At 41.8% G+C, this 23,190-nt stretch carries 18 protein-coding genes; 8 read left to right on the plus strand and 10 right to left on the minus strand.

Going from position 1 to position 23,190, the window contains the following annotated elements:
* The first annotated feature begins 73 nt into the window (after positions 1-73).
* Positions 74-244 carry a hypothetical protein gene (locus MuYL_RS23235; protein WP_157740816.1) on the plus strand — a complete coding sequence of 57 codons (171 nt, stop codon included), beginning with the start codon at positions 74-76 and terminating at the stop codon, positions 242-244.
* Between the two features lie 242 nt (positions 245-486).
* Here the strand turns inward: MuYL_RS23235 and MuYL_RS11975 are convergent, their stop codons facing one another.
* Both MuYL_RS11975 and MuYL_RS11980 read right to left on the minus strand, forming a co-directional pair.
* The gene (locus MuYL_RS11975) at positions 487-1,995 is read right to left on the minus strand and encodes a M56 family metallopeptidase (RefSeq protein WP_094570801.1); all 1,509 of its coding nucleotides are present in this window, start codon (positions 1,993-1,995) and stop codon (positions 487-489) included.
* On the minus strand, positions 1,992-2,363 hold the full coding sequence (locus MuYL_RS11980; RefSeq protein WP_094570802.1) for a BlaI/MecI/CopY family transcriptional regulator: 372 nt from the start codon (positions 2,361-2,363) through the stop codon (positions 1,992-1,994). Before MuYL_RS11980 ends, MuYL_RS11975 begins: the two co-directional genes overlap by 4 nt.
* Before the next feature lie 181 nt (positions 2,364-2,544).
* On the opposite strand from MuYL_RS11980, the gene MuYL_RS11985 reads away from it, so the two are divergent.
* The 5 genes from MuYL_RS11985 (at position 2,545) to MuYL_RS23765 (ending at position 6,897) form a co-directional block, all read left to right on the plus strand.
* Positions 2,545-2,931: a hypothetical protein gene (locus tag MuYL_RS11985; protein ID WP_094570803.1), complete on the plus strand. Its 387-nt coding sequence runs from the start codon at positions 2,545-2,547 to the stop codon at positions 2,929-2,931.
* Between the two features lie 63 nt (positions 2,932-2,994).
* Complete coding sequence (locus MuYL_RS11990) at positions 2,995-3,225, plus strand: 4a-hydroxytetrahydrobiopterin dehydratase (protein WP_094570804.1); 231 nt, start codon at positions 2,995-2,997, stop codon at positions 3,223-3,225.
* Between the two features lie 123 nt (positions 3,226-3,348).
* Positions 3,349-5,958, plus strand: a complete 2,610-nt coding sequence (gene mutS / locus MuYL_RS11995; RefSeq protein WP_094570805.1) for a DNA mismatch repair protein MutS — start codon at positions 3,349-3,351, stop codon at positions 5,956-5,958.
* Between the two features lie 151 nt (positions 5,959-6,109).
* Positions 6,110-6,685, plus strand: a complete 576-nt coding sequence (locus MuYL_RS12000) for a C40 family peptidase (RefSeq protein WP_094570806.1) — start codon at positions 6,110-6,112, stop codon at positions 6,683-6,685.
* Positions 6,686-6,774: 89 nt separating this feature from the next.
* Positions 6,775-6,897, plus strand: coding sequence for a hypothetical protein (locus MuYL_RS23765; protein WP_262493638.1), 123 nt, complete (start codon positions 6,775-6,777; stop codon positions 6,895-6,897).
* Here MuYL_RS23765 and MuYL_RS12005 read toward each other — a convergent pair.
* On the minus strand, positions 6,894-8,798 hold the full coding sequence (locus MuYL_RS12005; RefSeq protein ID WP_094570807.1) for a DUF3857 domain-containing protein: 1,905 nt from the start codon (positions 8,796-8,798) through the stop codon (positions 6,894-6,896). The genes MuYL_RS23765 and MuYL_RS12005 overlap by 4 nt on opposite strands.
* Positions 8,798-10,780 (minus strand): DUF3857 domain-containing protein, encoded by a 1,983-nt coding sequence (locus MuYL_RS12010; RefSeq protein ID WP_094570808.1) that lies wholly within the window; start codon positions 10,778-10,780, stop codon positions 8,798-8,800. Before MuYL_RS12010 ends, MuYL_RS12005 begins: the two co-directional genes overlap by 1 nt.
* 165 nt (positions 10,781-10,945) lie before the next feature.
* Here MuYL_RS12010 and MuYL_RS12015 point away from each other — a divergent pair, with 165 nt between their 5' ends.
* Positions 10,946-11,998: a 3'-5' exonuclease gene (locus MuYL_RS12015; protein WP_094570809.1), complete on the plus strand. Its 1,053-nt coding sequence runs from the start codon at positions 10,946-10,948 to the stop codon at positions 11,996-11,998.
* Positions 11,999-12,104: 106 nt separating this feature from the next.
* Here MuYL_RS12015 and queG read toward each other — a convergent pair whose 3' ends face one another.
* Positions 12,105-13,037: a tRNA epoxyqueuosine(34) reductase QueG gene (gene queG / locus MuYL_RS12020; RefSeq protein WP_094570810.1), complete on the minus strand. Its 933-nt coding sequence runs from the start codon at positions 13,035-13,037 to the stop codon at positions 12,105-12,107.
* Between the two features lie 147 nt (positions 13,038-13,184).
* Here queG and MuYL_RS12025 point away from each other — a divergent pair, with 147 nt between their 5' ends.
* Positions 13,185-13,556 (plus strand): SpoIIAA family protein, encoded by a 372-nt coding sequence (locus tag MuYL_RS12025; protein WP_094570811.1) that lies wholly within the window; start codon positions 13,185-13,187, stop codon positions 13,554-13,556.
* Positions 13,557-13,646: 90 nt separating this feature from the next.
* Here the strand turns inward: MuYL_RS12025 and MuYL_RS12030 are convergent, their stop codons facing one another.
* From MuYL_RS12030 to MuYL_RS12050, 5 genes are all read right to left on the minus strand, one after another.
* A complete protein-coding gene (locus MuYL_RS12030) occupies positions 13,647-14,429 on the minus strand; it encodes a polysaccharide deacetylase family protein (RefSeq protein WP_094570812.1) in 783 nt (260 codons plus the stop codon).
* A 116-nt stretch (positions 14,430-14,545) separates the two neighbouring features.
* Positions 14,546-15,646 (minus strand): Gfo/Idh/MocA family protein, encoded by a 1,101-nt coding sequence (locus MuYL_RS12035; RefSeq protein WP_211710131.1) that lies wholly within the window; start codon positions 15,644-15,646, stop codon positions 14,546-14,548.
* A 5-nt stretch (positions 15,647-15,651) separates the two neighbouring features.
* Positions 15,652-17,928 (minus strand): GH92 family glycosyl hydrolase, encoded by a 2,277-nt coding sequence (locus MuYL_RS12040; RefSeq protein ID WP_094570813.1) that lies wholly within the window; start codon positions 17,926-17,928, stop codon positions 15,652-15,654.
* A gap of 72 nt (positions 17,929-18,000) precedes the next feature.
* Positions 18,001-19,497, minus strand: a complete 1,497-nt coding sequence (locus MuYL_RS12045) for a RagB/SusD family nutrient uptake outer membrane protein (protein ID WP_211710133.1) — start codon at positions 19,495-19,497, stop codon at positions 18,001-18,003.
* Positions 19,498-19,519: 22 nt separating this feature from the next.
* Complete coding sequence (locus MuYL_RS12050) at positions 19,520-22,921, minus strand: TonB-dependent receptor (protein ID WP_094570814.1); 3,402 nt, start codon at positions 22,919-22,921, stop codon at positions 19,520-19,522.
* Positions 22,922-23,190 lie beyond the last annotated feature (269 nt).

Raw genomic sequence — 23,190 nt, forward strand, 5'->3', positions numbered from 1 at the left:
TCGTCAGCTGCATTTACACAATCCAAAATTGAAAAAAATGACATCGGTATTTTTATGGTAATTACCTGATTTTATGGGTAATAATACCGTAATTAACATGCGTAATTATAACCTGCTGGCTTGCGTATTTCTACTTATATCTTCTACAGTGTATGATTACTCATTAGCCGAACTTTGGAGAGGGGAAGCCGAAGATTACATGGAGTATATTTTGCATCAATCTTTCTTTTGTATGCCTGAGTGAAAGTTGCCGGAAGTTGCACTAAATGGGGAGGTGCTTACAACAGGGGTGTCTTTGTAAGTATGGGGAAGAGAGATTGGTAATTAGTTAACCTGAAGGGGAAGGTCTTGGCGTGCTTGAAAAAATGCTTTATTAACAAGCCTTCGATAAATAATAGCTAAACAAAAAGGATGCAACATTTAGCTGCATCCTGAATTACGAAACTATTGGAAAGTCTGCGAGTTAAAAATAAGCGCAGCTATTATTTAACTTTTATCAGCAGGGGCCGTTCTCATGCTGTAATACATGCCACTTCGGTATCTGTTATCATGTGCTTCTTTTAAGTACTTTTTGTAAAAAGCAATCGTCATTAAATCAATCTGGTACCTGTAATTTTTGTAATTGATGGCATTTTTTGTAAGCCTGCTTACAATGGCCTGGTCAAAATCAGCAGGTTTATAATTGTCAAGTTCATTATTTTTTACTTTTTTACCATCTATCCATATACCACATGTTTTAGGATTTTTCCATATATCTAATTGAGCTTGGGTAGGTTGCTTTGGTGGTAAAGGCGGGCCGTTGTAAGTGAAACCTATAGACTGGTCACATTGCTGTTTATAGCTCATTTTTTTAAAGATCGCCTCCATTTTATCCTTGTCTGCCTGGCTTATTTTTTCAGGATGGCGCATTAATCTTTCGGAGCTTTCCTCATACTTGCCTGCAATGTCACTATACTCTTTTAATAAGGCATCGGTCACTCCTTCTGCTGTATGAGGGTAATCTTTTGAAAGAAATATAGGCGGCAATTTCTTTTTTGAAGTTTTAGTGACGGCTTGTGCAGTCTTTTGAGGTGGGCTTTTTGCTACAGCCGGTTCCTGCTGCGCCTCGGTTTTAGTGCAAAATAAAAAAAAAGCAATAGCCATTATCGGGATAATGGCGAGCCGTGCAAAAATAGAAGTAGTTGCGGAGGTCGTTTTGGTCATCATAATTAGTCTTTTTTTGGTTATTGAATAATTGAATTGGCTTGTGATATTTTGGCTTTTAAAATAACCCAGCTTACTGAGCAATAGCTGTTGGTAGTTGGCTATGTTACGGTTATTGTTAAGCACAGCTTCATCCGCAATAAACTCATGGTTTAGCTGTATAGCCTTCCGGTACAATATTATAAAAGGATTGAACCAGCAAAAAGCCTGCACCAGTTCGATAAATATTACATCTGCCGAATGGCGCTGGCGGGCATGGGTTAGCTCATGTTTTAGCACATCATCCTCAATTTGCCGGTTGTTGTAATCATCCTTATTCAGGAAAACGTAGTTTAAAAAAGTATGAGGCGTTAACTTTTCATCAACCAATATGAGTCTTGAATCCTTATAATTTATGTGCCCGTGATGCTTTACAGATACACGGATACTGTTTAAGTTACGCGCAAAACGGTATAACAGCAGCAGCGTAATTGCACTATAAACAGCTATTAAACCAAATAGCAACTTATTAACACCCGGCTTAATGTTAATGCCTGAGGATATATCGGGTGCAGATGACGGGGCTTCCGTTGGCGTAATAATTTCCGGCAGTAATTGCCGTTCCCGGGGAAATAATGGGAGCGGAGTAGCAGCTTTATTAACAGCAATTAAAGGTACTGAAAGCGAAAACGTGATGCTCACCAGCAGGTAAAACCTGTTAAAAGTATATATGGTTTTATTTTTTAGCAACAGGTGATAAGCAAGCAGCAGCAATGCTGAACAAAACACGAAATTTAACAGGTAAGTTATCATAGCTTTTTTTTGTTAAGTTGTTGATCTATAATTCTCTTAAGTTCTTCCAGCTCGCTATCGGTAAGATTGGTTTCCGTGGTAAAGAACGATGCAAACTGCATGGATGAGCTGCCAAAAAAGTTTTTTATTAGTCCATTTACATGTTTTGAAAAATATTCCGACTTTTTAACCAGCGGGTAGTACTGTCTTGAATTCCCCATTAATTTATAAGCCACAAATCCTTTGTTTTGCATTCGTTTAAGCAGAGTCGCTATGGTTGTCGTTGCTGGTTTAGGATCAGGATAGCTGTCGATGATATCTTTCATAAACAACTGTTCTTTATCCCAAATAAGTTCCATTAATTGTTCTTCGGTGCTGGTAAGTTTCATATTGCTCTACTTTTTGAGAATTAACTCTACAATTGTAGAGTTAATATTTTGAATTTGCAAGTTATTTGGAATTTTTAATATTAGATAAGAAAGAATGGGGCAGCACAGTTTATAATAAATATTTTTCTGTTGCTCACAAAATTCTTTAATTGTTGTTAATTTTAAACCAAATAGCATATTCATGAAGCGTATAGGATTAATAATAGGTTTAGTTGTAATTTTAATTTTGGCGGGAATATTTTATTACCGCTACTATTTTGTTTTTGGCGATGGCACCAAAGCCGGCACCATGAACTATTTTGTGCATAAAGGGTACATGTTTAAAACTTATGAGGGCAGGCTGATCCAGTCGGGCATCCGTACCCCAACTCAGGGAACCATTCAATCCAACGAATTTATGTTCTCGGTAACCAACCAGCACGTTGCCGACCAGTTAAACAAGAGTGCCGGTGCTTACCTGGAGCTGCATTACAAAGAATACCTGCATACGCTGCCCTGGCGGGGCGTAAGCGTGTTCGTTGTTGACAGCGTAATGTCGGTACATCCCGTTACGCCCGTGCAGCCGTAGGTGGGTGTTTTATGCAAACTTTAAGCCTGTATAATAGTTTACTCAGAAACAAACATAGCCGCCATGTGGAACGAAACCGATAATAAGCTTTATAAGGCCTTTCAGTTCAAAGACTTTTCAGCCGCATTCGCATTTATGACAAGGGTGGCGTTGCTTGCCGAAAAAAGCAACCACCACCCAACCTGGACCAACACCTATAATAAAGTGGAGATCTGGCTTTCAACCCATGATGCCGGCGATAAAGTGACCGATAAAGACCGGTTACTGGCAGATGAGATTGATAGTGTTGTTTAAATCTGCCGTCGTTTTACAACTGATCAGTACTTTGGTTTCCACATTTGCCTAACTTTTCCACAATCCCGCTAAACACCGGGCAATGCATTAACTTTACCGACCTATTAAAAAGGAGTAAACCGTTTGGCAAAAGACGCAACCAAAGAAACACCGTTAATGCAGCAGTACAACCAGATAAAGGTTAAGTACCCGGGTGCTTTGCTGCTGTTTCGTGTGGGTGATTTTTATGAAACGTTCGGTGAGGATGCAATTAAGGCTGCAGGTATTTTAGGGATTGTACTTACCCGGCGCGCTAATGGCGCTGCCACCCATATCGAGCTGGCTGGTTTCCCGCACCACTCACTGGATACTTACCTGCCAAAACTGGTGCGTGCAGGCCAGCGTGTTGCCATCTGCGATCAGTTGGAAGACCCAAAAACGACAAAGACCATTGTTAAGCGCGGCGTAACGGAACTGGTTACACCGGGTGTGGCAATAAATGACAATATCCTCCATCAAAAAAGTAATAATTACCTCGCCTCCCTTTATTTTGAAAAGAATAGTATAGGCATTGCTTTAATTGATATTTCAACCGGCGAGTTTTTAACCGCCCAGGGCAGCAGTGAATATATTGATAAACTGCTGCAAAGTTTTTCACCTTCTGAGATCATTTATCCGAGAAGCCGGCAGCAGGATTTTAAGGAAAATTACGGCGACCGATTTTATACCTACACGCTTGATGAATGGCCTTACAGCGGTGATTACGCCAGCGAAGTATTACTCAAGCACTTCGGTGTAAAATCATTAAAAGGTTTCGGGATAGATAAATTGACCCTGGGGATAGTAGCCGCCGGTGTTGCACTGCATTACCTGAACGAAACGGAACACCGGAACCTGCAGCACATTTCGGGCATCAGCAGGATTGAAGAAGACCGTTACCTGTGGCTTGACCGTTACAGCGTGCGGAACCTGGAACTGGTGGGATCGGCTAATGAAAACGCCTTAACACTTGTTGATGTGCTCGATCATACCTGTTCGCCGATGGGGGCAAGGTTATTGCGCCGCTGGATAGTGATGCCGTTAAAAGAGCTGAAGCCTATTAACGATCGCCTGGGTGTGGTGGAATACCTGATAGCCGAAGAAGAACTAAGGGAAACATTAAAACAAAATATTCGCCTTATTGGCGACCTGGAGCGCCTGATTTCAAAAATAGGCCTTCAAAAGGTAAATCCCCGCGAAGTATGCCAGCTAAAAAAAGCCCTGCTGGCAATTGATACCATTAAAAAAATTGGCGAGACATCGGTAAGCCTGCCCTTACAGGCCATAGCCGCACAACTTAACCCGTGTACCCTCATCAGTGAAAAGATAGAAAAGGAACTAAGCGCCGAACCCCCGGTAATGCTGGTTAAAGGCGGGGTAATGAGTGAGGGGATTAACGAGGAGCTTGACCGCCTGCGAAAGATAGCATTTGGTGGTAAAGGGTATTTACTGGAGATCCAAAAACGGGAGGCCGAGTTAACCGGCATACCTTCACTTAAAGTATCCTTTAATAACGTATTTGGTTATTATCTTGAAGTTACGCACAGCCACCGGGATAAGGTACCTTCTGAATGGATCCGCAAGCAAACACTGGTAAATGCGGAGCGTTACATTACGCCTGAACTTAAGGAGTATGAAGAGCAGATCCTGGGTGCCGAAGAAAAGATCCTGGCACTTGAAACACGGCTGTATAACGACCTCGTCTATTCGCTTGCCGAATATATTAAGCCTATCCAGTTGAATGCACAGCTGGTAGCCCGTTTAGATGTACTTCTGAACTTTGCGACCATCTCCATAAAAAATTACTACGTTAAGCCCGACATGAACGATAGCCGGGTTATTGACATTAAAGGCGGCCGCCACCCGGTAATTGAAAAGAACCTGCCGCTGGGCGAGGAGTATATTACGAATGACGTTTTCCTTGATTCGGAAACGCAGCAGATCATTATTATTACAGGGCCCAATATGGCGGGTAAATCCGCATTGTTAAGACAAACAGGACTGATTGTGCTGATGGCGCAGATGGGGTGTTTTGTGCCGGCTAAGGCAGCCTCAATAGGACTGGTGGATAAGATCTTTACAAGGGTAGGGGCGTCTGATAACCTTTCTTCGGGCGAATCAACCTTTATGGTGGAAATGAACGAAACAGCCAGTATCCTCAATAACCTCTCGGACAGGAGCCTGATCCTACTGGATGAGATCGGCCGTGGTACCTCGACATATGATGGGATCTCGATAGCATGGTCAATTGCTGAATTTTTGCATAACCAGCCTGCTGCAAGGGCTAAAACTTTGTTCGCCACCCATTACCACGAACTAAACGAGCTGAGTAACTCATTCAACAGGATCAAAAATTTCAATGTGTCTGTAAAAGAAGTTGGGCATACCATCATCTTTTTAAGGAAACTGGTTCCGGGTGGAAGCGAACACAGTTTCGGGATCCATGTGGCTAAACTGGCCGGTATGCCGCAAAAGGTATTAACCCGCGCCAACGAAATATTAAAGAAACTTGAAAATGAACGGACCGGCGGCGAGCACATTAAGGAGAGTATCCGCAAGGTGCAGAAACAGGCCGTACAAATGCAAATGTTCAGTATTGATGACCCGGTACTGGTAAAAATTCGTGATACGCTGAACAACCTGGATGTAAATACCCTAACGCCGGTAGAGGCCCTGATGAAGCTGGATGAAATTCAGCGCGTAATAAAAGGGTAGTTTTAGTGGCGTCTCGGTTTTTGGATTTTAGCATCAGCTTTGTTTTAGATCAACTTATCTAAAAGATTTAACTTTGTTTTAACCTGGCAAATGTTAATATGTTAAAAACATCCGCAAATATTTAAACCGTTATATCGCTTACCTTTATCACATGAACAAAATACATTACCTGTATTGTTTATTGGTTTTCACAATTATCTTGTCTTCCTGCCATAGCAGGAAGCTGGCCATGAAGGGGCATCCCGGCGATATAGTGCAACCGGATGGAAGTATTGCCGATAAATACGCGACAATACTTGGGGTTGATAAAAGCAATATCCAAAACGGGCGCCTGTATGCTTTTGTTGAGCAATGGATGGGTACCCCTTATAAATTCGGTGGCGAAGATAAAGATGGCGTTGATTGTTCAGGTCTGGCGCAGCTGCTTGAGCAGCAGGTGTATGGTATAAATATCCCAAGGTCAACCAGCCAGCAAATAACGGTGATAAAACGGAAGTATGAGGAAGAACTGCAGGAAGGAGACCTGTTGTTTTTTGATTACGACGGAAAGAAATTCAGCCATGTGGCCGTTTACCTGCAAAATGGCTATTATGTGCATGCCAGTTCCTCAAAAGGAGTTATTATAACCAAATTACACGATCCTTACACCTACAAATACTTTTCCAGGTGCGGATCAATTGTAATTGATACAACGACGGCCCAGGCAGGTGACTCCGGCAGCAGGTAAATCTTTTATTTTTCATAGGCGTGGTGCCTTAAGCTAACGGCCATATTTATCCGGCAATATCCATTTAAAATCGATAATTTTGCTGCACCATGTCTGATCCCAAACAAAACTATTCTTTCTGGACGAAATACAAACGTTACGCCGGCAACGAGCTGTTGCTTTATATCATTATGATTGTGGGTATTGTACTCGGAATTATAATTTTCAGTTAGTTTTTTAAAAGCACTACGTTGTAGTCGTCCGCATCCACCACCGATTCATAAAAGTCGACCACTTCCTGGTACGTATTTTTATCATAAGTACCGTCGTTTAACTGGAACCTGCGCTTGTAAATCAACTGGTTACCGTTTAAAACCATAATTGCTGTAAAAGTTCCAAAGGGCTTATTTAATTTGACATTTAACGCACGTTTTTCAAGGTGATAGCCCTCGGGTATTTTATAAATAACTTCATCCTCATCCAAATAGCCACGGGTTATGTAAACGTTGTTGATCCGGTTACGCACCGGGGGCGGCGAATGATTTTCGCGGTTGGCCGGGTTAATTAAAAAATAAATTTTATTATCGGTTACTGTAGCATAATCCCGCGCGTGCAGTTTTATGCTTTCGGTGGTTGAAGGATCAAAGCTTTTATCCTGCTTAATCTCCAGCTGGTCTATATCCATATTGTTTATGGGGTAGCGCTTTTGCTCCAGTTTATATTGTTCAGTTTTAGCCTCTTTAATTATTTCGTCGCAGTCCTGGTAATTAACACCTTTAAATACGGTGGTCATCATTCCGGATAGCTCACCTGTATTGCTGATTGCAAAGCTGCCTTTACGGCTCTCCAGGTTATCGGCGGCAGTATATTTTGGGGTATGCAGTAGCTTACCGCCCGCTGGTGTAAGCGCAAGCACTGTCCTGTTATCCGTAAAATCTCCCAGGTAGCCAAACGGAATTGTCTGGCTGGTACAATCGGCCCAGGTGGTGTCATTTTTAAAGGGTACACACAAAATAATATGGTCGGCCTGGTTCATGCTGGCGAAGTCGTTTTGTAAACTAACGTTATATCGCCCGCCCGACTTAACTATGCAATAATAGGAATCAATATCAACCGCCTTTAGCAAAGCCTGGGTATAGTTCACCAGTGCCTTGCAATCCCCGTAGTTTTCCTTATCAACCTCCGATGCCAAAAACGGCTGGTAACTGCCAACGCCTACCTGCACACTAATATAATGTGTCCGGTCCTGCATGTATTCATAGATCTTTTTTGCCTTAAGCTTAGGCGATGCAATATCTTTGGTGAGCTCCTTTACGTGTTGGATGGTTTCATAAGTAAGCGCCTGGCGGTTCGCCATTAGTTTGTCACTGATCCATCTGCCAAGTTCATTCCAGTTGGTGTATGACCCTTTTATGCCGTAATAAGTAAATGTTTCTGGTGCAACTTTAACGCTGCTTGCATAAACCTTATAATAAGGGCTTAAAGGCTCATACTTAATAGCCTTTAAATTGCTAACCTGCCATGAATATGTTTTTAAACCCTGCAGGCTGGTGATTTTTGCCTGTTGCGCTAAATTGTTCTCGGTATATTTTATGTTAAAATCAGGCTTGCAAATAAAGGTAAATGAGCTTTTTTCAACCGCTACGCCATCACCGGGGTTTGGCAGCCACTCATCAAAAGTCAGTGTTTGTTTTGACTTCTCTTCATATTCATACGCAATGGTGTAAGGGTAATCGGTAACCGAAGGCAGGTAATGCTTAACCCTCACGTTTTCAAACAATGCGCTTCCGCCGGCATTTTCATCCTCAAAATTACTTTCCGAAAACTTTCTTATCTGGTTCCCCTGTTCATCATAAACAACACCCTTAACGCTTTTAATCACATCGCTTTTATCATGAAATATAGCGATATGGGCATAGTCGTCGCCATTTTTGTTTAAAACCGTGATCACTTTTTTTACATGGTACAGGGCGTTGTCAAGGTCTTTAACTTCAATAGTTACCTCTTCATTTCTCACCACTGAACTTGCGTAGGGTAAAAGGTCTTTTGAAATCAGGTTCGCGGCGTAATTTTGTTGTGCATTTGCCATTGATGAAAGGCTGGCAAAACACCCGATTAGTATAAATAATTTCATTATTTCTTTTTGAATACCATTTCGGCTTTCTGCGACTGGATGATCTTATTAAAGAACTCCTTTAAATAAGGATATTCTTCAGCGCCGTAAACTGATTTACTGTACTGCGTAACATAAACAAAACTGAACGAATTGTCACCGGGTTCATAGCTTGATATGTATCTGCCCCCATTGTTTGGAATAGATATAGCCAAAGGCTGCGGCGGTGTTTCAACAGTATAAGTTAAAGGCAGGTGCAGGGTTATTACATACCGCTCTTCCGATGCCATTCCCATATCAATAGGGTATGAGCGCTCATTTAATTTAAGTGGGTTGGTAGAGATCCTGCCAAAGTAATAAGGATTGAAAGTTAATTTATTGCTTTCCCCGATGTTTTTATAGAGGTCTATTTCCACATCATATTGTTCGGTAACCGGCATATCCAGGCTATCAAGATTCCTGATTTCCGCTTTAAGGAGCTTCCATTTAGGCAGTTTTCCGTTCAGGTTTTCGATATACTCATCGTTACTATTGAATTTTTTTATGGCGACGCGTTTTTTATATGCCTCATAACCTGATGAATAATCAGTCAGGGTTCCCTTTAATTTACCATTATCCTGCAGGGTAACATCGAGAATGTAGCTGCTTTTTTCGCGCTGGGGCAGGCTCATATCCATAAAGTACGACGGCTTATCCAGGCTGAAAACCCGGCCTTTGTCGTTCAGGCATTTAAATGGCAGCATCCCAAAGGGAAGCAGCGGGTCGGTGGCATCCAGCAGGTAGCTCTGGCCGCCAATATCAACTTTTGCAATCACATAGTTGAAATCGCCGATAGCTGGATATAAGGTGTTAAGGGCGCCATTATTCCGGGTTGACAGCAGGACAGCGTCGGCATTTAGCCCGGCCGCGCTTAACGCCGTAACCAATGATAAATTGATATCTGCTACGCTGCCGCTGTGTGTGTCATAGGCTTTGCTTATATTTTGACTATAGATCCCGATAAAATCGTTCCATTTAAACCATTTTTGCCAATATTTATAAATAGCCTTAGCTTTTGAAAGATCATCTGTTTTTCCGGCTATAATAGGTGCAATCTTGTCTTTTAACAGCCCTTTTCGTTTAAGCTGGCCGCCGAACTCAGATTCGGTTTTAAGCGAATAATCTATATCGCGCCACTCTTTGGTTTCCTTGTGTTTTATACCGTCGTAGGGGCTCGTCCAATCTACCAGTTCAAAGTTTACGGTGGATTTAAAGTTATTTGGCGACGTCATATAATCATCCTCAACAAACGCCGGAACATCGGCCATGCCATAATTAATTAGTGAACAGTCTGCTTTTGCCCCATGCGTTTCAAAACAGCCCGACTCAATTGACGATTTAGTTGTGGTTAGTTTTAAAGGCCCTTTAAGCGAGGCGTTAAAATTAAAAAAAGCGGGAATGTGCACTTCATATTCAGAATATAACTTCGGAATATCTTCCTGGAAATGCCATGGGCGCATTTTATACCAATAAGGTGATTCAACCTTGTATTTATATTCAATTACGCAGCCATTGCGAAGGCCGGGCAGGGCGAACTTATAGTTTGCCCAATATTTATTCTCCTTAACCGGATAGATCTTTTTGTTTTCCAACTCAACCTTTTGGGTCAACCCGTTATCGTCTTTATAATAGGTAACCCCGGTAATGTCAGATGCTTCTTCATAAGCATCGTTATCACTTCCATTATAAACCGGGATTTGTATAGTACCCTTTTCAAAAGCTTTGCTGTCGAATATTTTTATTTTAACATGGTACTCATACATTAATTTAATGTGATCGTCACTGCCAATATTTATGCTCGATTTGCCGAACTCCTGCAATACCACAGCATGGGCCGACGTGTCTTTGGCGTAGTTTTTCATATTCATTTCCTGGATGGAAATGGTACCGTAAGGAAAGTCCTGTGCTGATAAAATACAGCACGAAAAGATCAGGATAAGCGTGATAAGCAGAGGTTTTCTCATCTCCAGTGTTTAATATTATTAGGTGGCTCCAAATTAAAACTTTTATCTTTAAAATTAAATGAATTAAAAAATTTATAGTACTGATTCTTTTTAAGACTTTTGCAACCTTTGCAAACATGCTCGAAATCAAATAAAACTTGAGCTGACTAAATAATATCTTTCAAAATGAAATTAAACTTAAAACGGCCACTGGCATTTTTCGACATTGAATCAACCGGAACTAATCTTGGGGTTGACCGTATTGTTGAATTATCTGTTATCAAATTGCATCCTGATGGCAGCGAAGAGGTTAAAACCTGGCGGGTGAACCCCGGCATGCCTATTCCGTTGGAATCGTCACTGATACATGGTATCTATGACGAGGATATTAAAGATGAGCCGCTTTTTAAGGATCTTGCATCAATGATTGCAGACTTTATTGACATCAGTGATCTTGCCGGTTATAATTCCAATAAGTTTGATATTCCAATGCTGATGGAGGAGTTTTTACGGGCCAATGTTTTATTTGACCTGGATAACCGCCATTTTGTGGATGTACAGAATATATTTCACCAAATGGAGCAGCGCACACTGAAAGCTGCATATCAGTTTTACTGCAATAAACAAATTATAAACGCCCATTCAGCCGAGGCTGATACCCGTGCTACTATGGAGGTTTTGCTCGCCCAAATAGCAAAATACGAAAACATAGAGTGGGAAGATAAAAAAGGAAACCGCTCAACACCTGTTGTAAACGATGTTGAAGCTTTACACCATTTTACCAACCTTAATAAACCCGTTGACTTTGCCGGCCGGATGGTTTACAACGAAAACGGTGAAGAGACCTTTAATTTTGGTAAACATAAGGGCAAAACAGTTGAAGACGTGCTTAAAATTGAACCCAGCTATTATTCATGGATGATGCAGGGTGATTTCCCGCTCTACACCAAACGTAAACTGGAAGAGATTTATACCCGCTGGAACGCTAAAAAGAATGCAGAGCGTTACGCCAGGCAGCAACAACAGCAGCAGGCTGCCCCTAGACCCCAGGAAAGCGTTCAGCAGCCTAAACCTGCAGCCGTAGAGGTTAAAAGAGAGTTCCACAAGCCTGATCACTTAAAAACCGCCAACCATCCGAAGCCGGAAAATAAGCCCTTTAAAAAGAAGGATGATGGCCCGGCACAACCCGTAAATGAAGATATGCTGAAACTGCTTGCCGATAAGTTTAAAAAGGGTTAAACGTAATGACCATAGAATAGGTCGTTTAGTCCGGTAATTATTAAAGTCCGGAAGTCCTGAGGTAGGATTTCCGGACTTTGACATTTTAATATTGGCAAATTCGTCGCTAATCTTTCAGGAAATTTATATTTCTCTTTAGCCCGCTAAATTTTGTTCTTTTTACGGCTGAGTTTTTAAATACTTTCTGAAATACATCTTCCGTTATTTCTTCCCAGTCTGCTTTATTAAGCCCGAGTAAATCAGGATGTGGCGTAAATGCAGGTTCATTATGCAGTACAGAAAATTTGTTCCATGGGCACACATCCTGGCACACGTCACAGCCAAACATCCAATTGTTCATTTTATTCTTAAATTCAGCAGGGATCTCATTCTTAAGTTCAATGGTTAAGTAGGAGATGCACCGGCTGCCATCAACAATATAAGGTGCCACAATTGCCTGGGTGGGGCAGGCATCAATACAACGGGTGCATGTTCCGCAATGGTCAGCAGTGGGTGCAATATCATAATCCAGTTCAAGATCTACAATCAGTTCAGCCAAAAAAAAGAAGGAACCTGTCTTTTTATTGATAAGGTTTGTGTTTTTTCCCATCCACCCGAGGCCTGCTTTTTTCGCCCAGGCTTTATCAAGAACTGGGGCGGAGTCAACAAACGCGCGCCCGCCTGTTTCACCTATATTGTTATTTATCAGTTCAAGCAAATGCTTTAATTTTTCTTTAATAACATGATGATAATCAGCTCCGTAAGCATATTTTGAAATCTTTGGGCTTAATGAGTCTATCTGCTGCTGGTCAGTATAATAGTTAAGGCCTAATGATATTATCGATTTAGCGCCGTCAACCAATAAACGGGGATCCAGTCGTTTATCAAAATGGTTTTCCATGTATTGCATTTCGCCATGCATCCCTTTCTTTAGCCATGCCTCAAGCCTGGGGGCTTCATCTGTTAAAAACTCAGCCTTTGAAATGCCGCAAAAAATGAAACCCAGATTTTTAGCTTCATTTTTTATAAACTGGCTGTATGATGACTTTTTTAGCTGCATTAATAGCAAAGATAATACAAATCAAAATTCTGCTTGAGACTATGTCAATATGTGTTTTTTAACCAGAAAGATAGTTTTTTAACCTAATTATGTTATTTTTTTTATTTTTGGTGTAGTTATTGTTGATACTTAGCAAATATACAACGTATGCTTAAGCCAATTTATGATCTTCCTCCACATGTAGCCGGACTGCATGCCTTTGACGAGGTTAGTGAAACGGAATATGAGGATGCACTTATTCAAATAATAGATAATTTACTTATAAAAAACAGCAAGGTGAATTTTGTGCTGGTGTTGGAAACCGATATAAAAAATTTTGCTTCCGGTGCCTGGTGCGGCAACATAAAAATAGGGTTTAGGTATTTTTTTAAATGGGGTAGGGTTGCGCTCGTAACGGATCAAAAAAGTGTACTGGGCTATAGCGACTTGTTTAAATATATAATCCCCGGAAAGTTCAGGTATTTTCCGCTGGCTTGTCTCGATCAAGCTGTTAGATGGATTTCAATAAAAGAAAGATGACCAAACCAAAATGTATAAAATCAAAAGTCATTGTTACACTGCAACAGGGACTTTTGATTTTAAATAATGTTGATTATAGAGTTTTTTTGCTTAAAAGCTATGCCTAACATTGGCGCTGAAAGATTTTGTGGTCCAATATCCGCTGTCCAGTATGCGTCTAACTGTAAGTAACGGATAGTTTTCATCACGTTTATCAGCCAATTGGAATGCAAGTTTAAAATTGTATTTCTTAAGTTCAGGCAAAACAGGTTTTTTCCAAACACCGAACGGATAAGCAAAATAGGTTATTTTTTTGCCTGTAATTTCTTCCAGCTTTTTTGTTGGCTTGTCAATTTGTACCGTCCAGTCGTCTTTCTTAGGGTTAGCATCATGCTTGTATTTATCTACCCTGTGGTGGTCCCAGGTATGGCTGGCAATTACGTTGCCTTCATCAGATAATTGCTTAACCTGTTCTTTGGTCATGTAATGCGGCCGGCCTAATGAAACGGTCATGATAAAATAAACCCCTTTAAAGCCGTACTTTTTTAATGTTGGCCGTGCTATTTCAAACTGGTCAAGGTCGGTATCGTCAAAAGTAAGCATAATGGGTTTGCTTGGTAGTGCAGCACCTTTGGTCAGGTAATCATACAGCTGATCGGGTAATATGGTATGATAGCCGCTGTCTGCAAGCATTTTCATATGATCCTTAAATGATTGCACGGGGATAATATAATCCTTGGCATTCTTTGAATCTTTTGGTCGCCAGTCGCGAATCTGGTGGTAGCAAACTATCGGAACCTGTTTGCGGGCCATAATGGCCGCATTATTACCTTGCGCAGATACAGCCAGGCCCGAAAAACAAAGGGCAGCTGCAGTAAAAAGTTGTTTTATCATCTGTAGATTATAGCGGGGATAAAATAATATATCAACGGCAAAAATAATATTTTTTTCTATTAGTTAATTGCAGAACATACAGTTTAGAGGCAAAGGGTATAAAATAGTTTAGTACTTTATAAAACAATTCTTTTACCTTCTTTGATAGATCTTTTAGCGGCATCCAATATCTCCATCACTATCATATTGTATTTTAATGAGGTGCGATCGTTATCTCCGCTTATCTTTTTTTGAAGAAAGGCATTAAAATAATTAACCGGGTCATTGTTCGGTTCTGTTAAAGGCTTTAAGTCTATCACACTTTTTTTGTTTTCCCGCAACCGCATATTCAGTGTTTTCATATCCGAAGCATGTAAATAACCTTTTTCGCCAAATACCTCCAGATCTTTTATGCTGAAAGGCCATGCCCACGAGCCTTCAATTAAACCGGTAGCGGCAGGGTATTCCACCGTAATGGTGGCATCATCTTCAACTTTTGGGTAAACATTGGGCTTGTAATGCTTCGCTACTGCCGATACCGCAATTGGCCGTTGTCCGTGCATCAGCCAGGTCATTAAATTAGCTCCGTAACACCCGAAATCGTTAAGCGCGCCGGCGCCGTTTAATACCGGGTCGGTAAGCCATGCCAAAAATTCTTCGCTGCAGCCAATTTCACGCGGACCCTGGTGCCCGTCATGCGCCACCATTTTGCGGATAGCGCCAATGCTGTCTTTGTTAACAATGTCATACACCCCCTGGAAGGAAGGATACCAGGTAGTTTCGTAATTGGTTAGTACATGAATATGGTACTTTGCCGCAAGTGCTTCAATTCTTTTAGCCTGTATCAAAGTTGCTGCAAGGGGCTTTTCAACCATTACAGGGATGCCCAGCGGGGCGCACACTTCCACAACGTCAACATGGTTGCCAACAGCGTTGTAGCCTAAAACAATAGCAGGCTTGCGTTTGGTAACCATTGCTTTAAGGTCAGTAAAAAACAATGAATCCGGGATATGGAACTGTTTGCCATATTTCTCCCATAAGTGTTTGTTAGGCTCGGCTATCCCCACAATGTTTACACGGCCCTTACTGTAGTCGTTTAAAATATTGTAGATATGATCATGGTTAAGGCCGGCAACGCCCACCTTAACCATATTTTGTGCATTTACACCGGGAATAATAACAAGCATTAAAATAATTAATACAATTGCCTCAATGCTGCCTTTTACCGGGGTTTTCATACAGGTTATTTTTCGTTAGATAAAGAGTAAGGAACTGCAGAAGCTTTTGTACTGCGCAGTTTATTGGGCGTTGATGACATATTGTAGTTTATTACCGCGCCATTGTTCAGCATAGTGTGGCTTAACCATGTTAAATCGTAAGGTTTACCATTAACACTCATGGTGTTTACATACAGGTTGCTGTCACTGTTATTTGGTGCGTTTATAATTACTTTTTTACCGTTCTCAAGGTTAAGGGTGAGCTTTTTAAACAGCGGTGCACCTAACACGTACTGGTCAACTGCGGGGCAAACCGGGTAAAAGCCCATGGCCGAAAATACGTACCAGGCAGATGTTTGCCCGTTGTCTTCATCACCGCAATAACCATCGGGTGTTGCTTTGTAAAGTTTGTTCATCACATCGCGGGCATGATACTGGGTTTTCCAGGGCTCGCCGGCGTAGTTATATAAGTAAATCATGTGCTGAATAGGCTGGTTACCATGCGCATATTGGCCCATATTAACAATCTGCATCTCACGGATCTCGTGGATCACCTCGCCATAATAGCTGTCATCAAAAACAGGAGGCAGGGTAAACACCGAATCAAGCTTTGCAACAAATTGTTTTTTGCCGCCCATCAGGTTTATCAAACCCTGAATATCGTGGAACACGCCCCAGCTATAGTGCCAGCTGTTACCTTCGGTAAAGGCATCACCCCATTTAAAAGGATTAAAAGGGGTTTCGAACGATCCATCTTTATTTTTTCCGCGCATTAACCCGGTTGACGGGTCAAACAGGTTTTTATAGTTCATACTGCGCTTTTTGAAGATCTCAATTTCTGAAGCAGGTTTATTTAATGCTTTACCCAATTGATAAATGGTAAAATCGTCATAAGCATATTCAAGCGTACGGGCTGCATTTTCATCTATCTTCACGTCGTAGGGTACGTAGCCAAGCTTGTTGTAATATTCAACACCTGTACGGCCAGTGCCGGCAGGGCCTGCATTATTTGCGCCATGTACCAAAGCTTCATATAAGGTATTAATATCATAGCCTTTGCCGCCTTTTAAGTAGGCATCAGCTACTACGGAGGCTGAGTTATTGCCGATCATTACATTTGAGTAACCAGGGCTTGACCACTCAGGCAACCAGCCGCCTTCCTTATAATCATTTACAAGGCCCATTTGCATCTCTTTATTTATAGACGGATACACCAGGTTAAGGAATGGATACAGCGCCCTGAAGGTATCCCAAAATCCGGTACCTGCAAACATATAGCCCGGCATGGTTTTGCCTGTGTATGGGCTGTAATGTATCACCTGGTTTTTGGCATCAACTTCGTACAGCTTATTGGGGAAGAAAAGCATGCGGTAAAGGCATGAGTAAAAGGTGCGGGTTTGATCAACAGTACCGCCTTCAACAGTTAGGCGGTTTAATGTTTTGTTCCAAACATCTTTTGCTTTTTGCTCGGTAACGTTAAAACTGTCGGTGCCTTGTTCTCTTTTCAGGCTGATCTCGGCCTGCTCAATACTTACGAAAGATGATGATACCCTTAGGTGTACTTTTTCACCATGCGATGTTTTAAAGCCGATAACTGCCATAACGTGTTTGGCATGCAGCTCAAGCGAATCGGTTTGCGTACTGTCGCTGTAAGTGTGGGCCATTGTTATGGGCTTATCCACATAAATAACAAAATAATTTTTGAAGTTCTTAAGCGGGCCGCGTGCGTATTTTGTTGAGTAGCCGATGATCTTGTTCTCGCCCGGAATAACTTTGATGTATGAGCCTTTGTCAAACGCATCTATAACTACGTATGAGCTATCATTTTTTGGATAAGTGAACTGGAACTGTGCCGTACGTTCTGTAGGCGTAACCTCGGCCAAAATATCATGGTCGGCAAGGTAAACGCTGTAATAATAAGGCCTGGCGGTCTCGGCCTTGTGCGAAAACCAGCTGGCGCGGCCATTTTGCGACACTTTTAGGTGGCCGGTTACCGGCATAATAGCAAATTGACCGTAGTCATTCATCCATGGCGATGGCTGGTGGGTTTGCTTAAAACCGTTTATTTTATGGGCATCGTAGGTGTATTGCCAACCGTCACCCATTTTACCTGTTTGCGGTGTCCAAAAGTTCATGCCCCATGGCAAGGCAATGGCAGGGTAGGTATTCCCGTTTGAAAGGTCGTACTTGGAGTCGGTACCCATTAGCGGGTTTATGTAATCCACAAGTGACGTTTGTTTAACGGGCTGTGCAAGGGTAAATAACGGCGCGAGGAGCGCTAAAGCAACGAATAGTTTTTTCATTAAGAGTTAATAAGATAATAAGCTGTAAATATAAAAGACCGGTTGGATATCCGGTCTTTTATATTTATAATTTTACCAACCTGTATTCTGGGTGAGCTTTTTGTTGGTGTTCATTTCCCTTTGCGGAATTGGCCATAACAAATATTGCGCTTTCATTGTAACCCCCTGTTCATTTGCCGTTGTTAACGCATCGCCAAAATTATTATGGATCACATCGTAAATCATGTGCGTACGCTGAATGTCAAAGTAAGCTTTGTCTTCGTAAGCAAGTTCATGGTAGCGTTCTTTCCAGATCGCCTGGCGAAATTGATCTTTTGAAAGGCCACTTAGCGCAGGCAACAGCGCACGGGCCCTGATTTTATTTACCTGGGCATAAGCATCAGCTGTTGGCCCGTTAACTTCATTGCTGGCTTCAGCGTAAATCAGCATTGCTTCCGGCAAGCGTAAAAAGGTCCAGTTTTCGTCGCAGATCCCGTTGCCCAAAGCGCTCTCTACATGAAAAAATTTATAAAGACAATGCTCACCAAAAACTACCGTTTTACTTGCATCGCCATATTGCGGGTAGCTTGAGAAATAAAACTGGCGCTCTTGTGTGCGCAAGTCACCTGCTTCGTAGCTTGCAAAAAACTCATTGGTAGGTATCATAGCTCCTAAATGGTCGCCATAAGCTCCAACAGGTAAATTAAAGGGAACAGTTAACTGCGTAATTGCATTTGTAGATACGCCGACTAAATATTGTGCCTGGAAAACTAATTCGCCCTGGTTTTTGTGTGCGTTGTCATGCAGGTAGGCATAGTTATCAAAAAGGGAGTAGTTAGTAAGTACCTTTTGAGCTTCGGCAGCGGCAAGTGCATAGTTTGCAGTGGCTTGCATAGGATAACCGGCCGTGGTAAGATAAACGCTCGCCAGCAATGTGCTGACCGCGCCAAGTGATACCCTTCCGGTTTGATCTGTTGCCGGTAAGCCCGACGTTTCGGCCGCTTGCAGATCGCTTATTATTTGCGCATAAACCTGCTTGTAATCGGTACGGGTAGGATAAAGATCAGGGCTGTCAATAGTTACTGATTTGGTTATCAGCGGTACATCGCCGTAAAGCCTTACCAAATGGTAGTAAAAGAAAGCCCTTAAAAAGTAAACTTCGCCCAAGAACTTCTTCTTAGCGGCATCGTCCATAGCGACACCCGGAATGCGTTCAAGCGCAAGGTTTGCGTTGGCAATAGCGTTGTAACTGTTTTGCCAAACATCCTCAAAGCCTGGATTAACTGCATCGGTACGCTGATGGATCACGTTGCTGTTATTAACACTTTGGCCTAGCGATGTTGCGTGGCCGGCAAATAGTTCCAGTGTAATAAAAGGGGCCTCGCCATAAGCATCCCCGTTTTGAAAAAGATGGAGCTGGTTATAAAGGCCGTTAACAAAGGTTTGCGCCTGCGACGCCGTTTGAAAATAATTTGTTTTTACAAAGTTGCTGTTATCTTTTTCATCAAGATATTTTTTGCAGCTGCTTATTGTAAATGTCAGGAGCAGTAGCATTAACCCGATCCTGTATTTTGTTATATTAAATTTCATGATGTTCTACTTTAATATTTAATTAAAAACTGGCATTTAACCCAAGCAGGAAAGTCCTTGGTTTTGGATAATCATAAAACAGTATTCCCTGGGTAAAGTTGCTTGATGCGTTATAAGTTGATGTTTCAGGGTCATAACCGGTGTATTTGGTTATCAGGAACAGGTTTTGGGCCTGGGCATAGATCCGTAAACGGCTCATCTTAATTTTTTGAACAATTGAAGTAGGGAAGTTATAGCCAAGTGTTACTGTTTTACCGCGGATAAATGAACCATTTTCAACCTTGGTTGAATAAATTTCGGTTTGGTAACGCACATAAGCAGGCCTGTCTTCAGCGATGTCTGTATTTTGATTGGTTGGCGTCCATGCATTAAGTACAGTAGCGTAGCTGTTTGCCTGGCCGGTTCTGTCCTGACCGGAGTGCCGGGTCAGGTTCATTACCTGGTTGCCGTAGTTAAATTGTAACTCAACAGCAAAATCGAAATTTTTATAGCGGAACGAGTTGGTAAATGTGCCGTAACCATCCGGAATTGATTTGCCCAGTACCGTTTTGTCATCGGCTGTGATTTTTCCGTCACCGTTTTTATCAAAGATCTTTAAGTCGCCTGGCAGCAGTCCGTACTTGGCAGCTTCTGTAGCCTCAGCTGTTCCCCAGGTACCCAATACTTTATAACCCCAAAATGTACCTGCAGGTAAACCCACCCGCATCAGGTTAAATTGCGACAAAAATGTTGGGGCCAGAAAGATATCATCATTACTGTCACCAAGGTTCAATATTTTGTTCTTTAAAAACGAAATATTAAAGCTGGAGTTCCAGGTGAAGTTTTCAGTTTTTATGTTAACCGTATTAATCGTTAGCTCAATACCTTTGTTTTCAATGCTGCCTATGTTTTTATAAACGCTGGTAAATCCGCTGGTTTCAGGTAGCGGAGCATTCAGCAGGAGTGCTTTGGTCTTCTTTAAATAAGCATCAGCTTCCAGGGTAACCCGGTTGTTAAACAAGCCGAAAGAAACGCCAAAGTCATACTCAGCAGTTTTTTCCCATTGCAGGTTATCGTTGCCGATGCTGGTTAAGTTGGTGCCGATAGACTGTGCCCCGTTAAACGGATAATTGACGGTATTAATGTTGGCAAGTGAGTTGTACTGTCCAATTTCAGAGTTCCCGGTTAGCCCATAGCTTAACCTAAATTTTAAGTCAGATATTATTTTATTATCCTTCAGAAAATCTTCCTGTGAAGCTCTCCATGCCAGCGCTGCCGAAGGGAAAAAACCGTACTTGTTTTTTGAACCAAATCGTGATGATCCGTCTTCACGGCCGGTAACAGTTAACAGGTATTCATCTTTATAAGCGTAATTCAACCTGCCGAAAAACGATTGCATTTGCCATGCCGTATAATTTGACGATGGTAAGCCGGGTATGGTACCCGCACCCAGGTTGTAATAACCGTAATAGTTATCAGACAAGCCCTGGGTTGATCCGTATGAGCTTAATTGTGAGAAGTTTTGACGCTCAGTACCCAACACTACATTTAATGAGTTGTCTTTACCGAATTTTTTATTGTAGGTTAAATGATTTTCCCACTGCCAAAAGGTGTTATTATATTGGTTTATGGAAGCTGAGCTATAGCTTTGGTTAATGGTTGATCCGCCAACAAGTCCTGATTGCGAATGCGGCTCGGTGTTGCTGGAGGTGGTAACGCCTATAGTTGTGCGGAAATCAAGACCTGGAAAAAAGTTAATATTTGCATAGCCATTTCCGCTAAACACCCTGTTAAAATGCAATGAGACAATTTCATTAGCTTGTGCTACCGGGTTGTCACCGCCTTCCATATTAGGATAGTCGGTTCTTTTTCCGTAGGTACCATCAGGGTATTTTATCGGGATGATTGAAGGCATTTCAACAAGCATGCGCGGGATGTTGTTGCCGCCGGTGCCATCATCCTGGGTACGAGTTTCACGATTGCCGTAATTTAATGTCGCACCAACCTTTAACCACGATTTTATCTGGTTATCAAATGTTAAACGGGCATTGTAGCGTTTTTGATAGCTGTTGATGATAATCCCTTCATCATCAGCATAGTTTAAAAACAAACCATAATTCATTTTATCCGTACCATCAGTAAATGACAGGTTATGGTTTTGGCTAAATGCATGCCGGGTAGTAGCATCCTGCCAGTCAACGTTATACAAAGGGTTTAAATTTGAATCGAATAATTTGCCTATTAAATTTGTACGGATCAGCGTAGGGTTATCATCCGCATATTTACCGGCGGCCCAGCCAACCGGATCGTACTTTTTAATATTTGCGTATGATTGATCTTCAACTGCTAAAAACTGCTTTGCATCAAGCACTTTTAGCTTGCGGGCTAAAACACCAACACTTCCGTAAGCATCGTAACTTACCGAGCCGCCCTTTTTATTGGTTCCTCTTTTGGTGGTAACCAATATTACACCGTTTGCGCCGCGTGTACCATATATTGCGGTTGAGGATGCATCTTTCAGCACGTCTATTGACAACACGTCATTAGGATTAATAGATGCGCCGCCTTCAGTCCAAACCACTCCGTCAACAACATACAGCGGATCGGTACTTGAATTTATAGAACTATAACCACGGATCCTTATTTTTGTTGCACCGCCCGGCGCGCCTGAATTGGTTGATACGTTAACACCTGCAATTTTACCGGCAAGTTCCTGTTCAAGGTTAATAGCAGGGCGTTCCTGTAATTGTTTTTCGTTTACGCTGCCTACTGAACCGGTAAGGTCAACTCTTTTTGAGGTTCCGTAACCTACAACCACCACTTCGCTCAGCGAGTTTTGGCTTTCAGCTAGTTTTACATCAACTGTTTCACGATTTTGAACCGGTACTTCCAGCGTGCTGTAGCCAACAAAGGTAAAAACCAGCGTTGCGCCGCCATCAATATCATTTAAAATATATTTGCCATTGACGTCAGTAACGGTACCTATTGTGGTACCCTTTACCTTAACGTTTACACCTGGGAGGGGGCCTTTTGCATCGGATACCGTTCCCTGTACCTTTTGGGCAACATCCGAAACCGGTTTGGTTTCGTCCTTTGCTTTTACTACAATGGTTTGTTGGAAAATACGGTAAGTGAGCGGCTGATTCTTAAAGCAAAGGTTTAATGCTTCCTCAACAGTTACATTGCTTACATCAATATTTATTTTTGAGGTTTTTGCTATTGCTGCCTCATCGTAAAAATAGTTGTAACCACTCTGTTTCTTAATCAGTTTCAATATCTTTTCAACAGAGATATTGCTCTGGTGGATATTTATATTCTGACTATAAGTTTTGGCACTTACATTTAAGAGGGCTGTAAAAATTAAAACAGCGGTTAGCTTCATAGCTAATAAAATTTTGAACAGGTAGCGCCGTTTAACTGGCACCACCATAAAATTAAATTTCATAGTTTTGTTGTGTTTGGGTTAAAAACTTAATATTTCAATTTCGCGATTGTGGATAGCAGGTAACCCAGATATATAGCCGGGTAAGCGCGCCAACGCTTCCCGGTTTTTTATCCGATATTTTTTATTATAAAAAAAACAAGTTACCGCAAAACTTAAGGGGATTCGGGTATGGATTTTCTCATTGATTTTTAATTATATAGGGTTAAACAATTGGTTGATTTGCACAACGGTGCATCAATTACCATCGCGGTAACTGTATTGGCTTTGCC

The organism is Mucilaginibacter xinganensis, assembly GCF_002257585.1.
Lineage (GTDB): Bacteria > Bacteroidota > Bacteroidia > Sphingobacteriales > Sphingobacteriaceae > Mucilaginibacter > Mucilaginibacter xinganensis.